The organism is Streptomyces racemochromogenes, from assembly GCF_044129415.1.
In the GTDB taxonomy this organism is placed as follows: domain Bacteria; phylum Actinomycetota; class Actinomycetes; order Streptomycetales; family Streptomycetaceae; genus Streptomyces; species Streptomyces racemochromogenes_A.
Genome location: NZ_JBBDHD010000257.1, coordinates 1 through 3,531 on the forward strand (window position 1 = coordinate 1; position 3,531 = coordinate 3,531).

1 pseudogene is annotated in these 3,531 nt (G+C 75.0%); it reads right to left on the reverse strand.

What is annotated here, in order from left to right:
- Positions 1–3,422, reverse strand: a pseudogene (locus tag WDV06_RS36490) (AMP-binding protein); the annotation flags it as partial.
- Positions 3,423–3,531 lie beyond the last annotated feature (109 nt).

Genomic DNA, 3,531 nt, shown 5'->3' on the forward strand with positions numbered 1-3,531 from the left:
ATGCGCCCGCCCGGCGTCCCGAAGGGGCCGGCCACGAAGCGTCCGGCGGTCTGCGCCGCACGCCCCAGGTAGCCCCGCGCGAGTCCGGCACCGCCGATGTACAGCTCTCCCGGTACGCCGACCGGCACCGGCTGGAGCCGGGCGTCGAGGACGTACGCGGTGGTGTTGTCCATGGGGCCGCCGATCGGCGGGATCCCCCGGTAGTCGTAGGGGCGCCGGACCAGGTGCCGGGTGGCGTACGTGGTGGACTCGGTGGGCCCGTACACGTGCACGACCCGGGTGTCGGGGCAGTGGTCGACGGCGTGGCGCATGGCCGTGAGCGATCCCGCCTCGCCGCCGGTCCAGACCTCGCGCAGACTCGCGAGCGGGTTGCCGGGCTCCTCGGCGAGCAGGTTGAACAGTGCGGTGGTGAGGAACACCGCCGTCAGGCCCTCGCCGTCCAGCATCCGCTTCAGCGCGTCGATGTCGACCTCGCCGGGCGGGGCGATGATCACCTCGCCGCCGGCGAGCAGCGGTACCCACAGCTCGTACGTCGAGGCGTCGAAGGCGAGGGGCGAGTGCAGCAGCACCCGCTGGTGGGCGCCGCCCCCGAAGGATCCGTCGACGGCGAGCGCGGCGATGTTGCCGTGCGTGACCGCGACGCCCTTGGGGGTGCCGGTGGAGCCGGAGGTGAACATCGCATAGGCGAGCTGTCCGGCGTCGACCGGCACGCCGGGGTCGTGGTCGGGCCGGCCGTCGGCGGTCGGTTCCAGGGTCCGTGCTCCGTGCGGGAGTTCCAGGTCGGTCCGGTCCGTGACGACCATCGTGATGGCCGCCTCGTCGAGGATGACGCGGAGCCTGGACGCCGGGTAGCGCACGTCCAGCGGGACGTACATGCCGCCCGCCTTGAGGATGCCGAGGATCGCGACGACGGCGTCGAAGGAGCGTTCCAGGAAGAGCGCCACCCGCGATTCGGGGCCCACGCCCTCCTCGATGAGCCGGTGGGCGAAGCGGTTGGCCCGCCGGTCGAGTTCGGCGTACGAGAGGGTGTCGGGGCCGAGGCGCAGGGCCGGGGCGTCCGGGGTGCGGGCGGCCTGTGCGGCGAAGAGCCGCGGCAGGGAGCCCGCCGGGACGGGCCGGCCGGTGTCGTTCCAGGTGTGCAGCAGGGTCCGGCGTTCCTCCTCGGTGACGATGGCGAGGGCCCCGACCGGCTGTTCCGGGTCGGCCGCCACCGCTTCGAGGACGCGTACGAGGCGCTCGGCGACGGCTTGCGCGGTGGCGCGGTCGAAGAGGTCGGTGGCGAAGCCGAGGTTGCCGCCGACGCCGTCCCGGTCCTCCTGGAAGGACAGGACCAGGTCGAACTTGGCGACGCCCGCGCTCAGGTCCTCGGTGCGTCCGGTGACCCCGGGCAGCGCGAGGGATCCGTCCGCCCCGTCCTGCTGGACGAGCATGACCTGGAAGAGGGGGTGGTGGGCCAGCGAGCGGACCGGGTTGACGACCTCGACCAGCCGCTCGAACGGCACGTCCTGGTGGGCGAACGCCCCCAGGTCCACCTCCCGGACCCGCTCCAGCAGCTCGCGGAAGCTCGGATCCCCCGAGGTGTCCGTCCGCAGCACCAGCGTGTTCACGAAGAACCCGACCAGATCGTCCAGCGCCTCGTCCGAACGCCCCGCCACGGCCGTGCCGATCGGCACGTCCGTGCCCGCGCCCAGGCGGGTCAGCAGCGCCGCGAGCGCGGCGTGGACGACCATGAAGACGGTGGTGCCGGTGGTGCGCGCGAGGGCCTTGAGCGCCTGGTGCGCGTCGGTGCCGATCCGGAAGGGAATCAGCTCGCCGCGGTGCGAGGCGACGGCCGGCCGGGGCCGGTCCAGCGGCAGTTCGATCAGTTCGGGGAGTCCGGCGAGCCGGCTCGTCCAGTAGCCGACCTGCCGGGCGAGGGGGCTCTGCGGGTCGTCCTCGGAGCCCAGCACCTCCTGCTGCCACAGCGCGTAGTCCGCGTACTGCACCGTGAGCGGCACCCATTGCGGGGCGTGCCCGCCCCGACGGGCGGCGTAGGCCTGCGACAGGTCCCGCAGCAGCGGGCCGGTGGACCATCCGTCGGCGGCCGCGTGGTGGATCAGCAGGAGCAGGGCGTGCCGCCCCGGCGCGTGCCGGAACAGGGTGGCCCGCACCGGCGGTTCGGCGTCCAGGGTGAACGCGTACCGGGCGGCCTGGCCGAGCGCCGTCTCCAGGGCGGCGGGCGTGACGTCCTCGACGTGCAGGTCCACGCGGGCGCGGTCGGCCGGCAGGATCTCCTGGCGGGGTACGCCGTGTTCCTCGGTGAGGAGGGTGCGCAGGCTCTCGTGCCGGGCGACGAGGTCGCCGAGCGCGGCGCGCAGGGCGGCGGCGTCCAGCGGGCCGTCGAGGCGCAGCACGAGGGGGACGTTGTACGTGGCGTTCGGGCCTTCCAGCCGGTTGAGGAACCACAGGCGGCGCTGGGCGGCCGAGAGCGGGATCCGTTCCGGGCGCGGCTGCGGCACGAGCGGGATCCGGGCCCGGGCTGCGGTGTCGATGCGCGCGGCCATCTCGCGGACCGTGGGGGCCTCGAAGAGGGTGCGCAGGGACACCTCGGCGCCGAAGACCGACCGGATGCGGCCGATCAGCCGGGTGGCGAGCAGCGAATGTCCGCCGAGGTCGAAGAAGTTCGCGTCCACGGCGACCTCGTCGAGGCCGATGACCTCGGCGAAGAGTCCGCGCAGGATCTCCTCCCGGGCCGTGCGCGCCTGGGGTCCCGCGGCGGGGGCGGAGCGCTCCGCCGGGGCCGGCAGGGCGGTGCGGTCCAGCTTCCCGTTGGCGGTGGCGGGGAACTCGTCGAGCAGGACGACGGTGTCCGGGACCATGTACTCGGGCAGCCTCTCGGCCGTCCAGGCGCGCAGTTCGAGCGGGGCGGGCGCGGGGCCGGCGGGTACGGCGTAGGCGACGATCCGCTTGTCCCCGGGACGGTCCTCGCGGACCACGACGGCGGCCTGGAGGACGTCCGGGTGGGCGCCGAGCACGGATTCGATCTCACCGGGCTCGATGCGGAAGCCGCGGACCTTGACCTGGTGGTCGACCCGGCTGATGAACTCCAGGAGCCCGGCGGAGTTCCAGCGCGCCAGGTCGCCGGAGCGGTACATGCGGGCGCCGGCGGGTCCCCACGGGTCGGCGACGAAGCGGCCGGCGGTGAGCTCGGGGCGGCCGTGGTAGCCGCGGGTGACCAGGTCGCCCGCGATGTAGAGCTCGCCCGCCACCCCGGCGGGCACCGGCCGCAGCCGGGAGTCGAGGACGTACATCCGGGTGTTCCAGACGGGGCGGCCGATGGTGACCACTCCGGCCGGGACCGGCTCGCCGGGGCCGATGCGGAACTCGGTGCAGCCGACGGTGGTCTCGGTGGGACCGTACTCGTTGATCACGGTCGCCTCGGGGTGGGGGGGCGGCCGCGGGGGGGGGGCCCCCCCCCCCCGCGCCGCGCCGCCCCCGCCCCGCGGGGGGGGGCGGGGGGTCGCGCCGGGCCGCGCGCTATCGCGGGGGCGG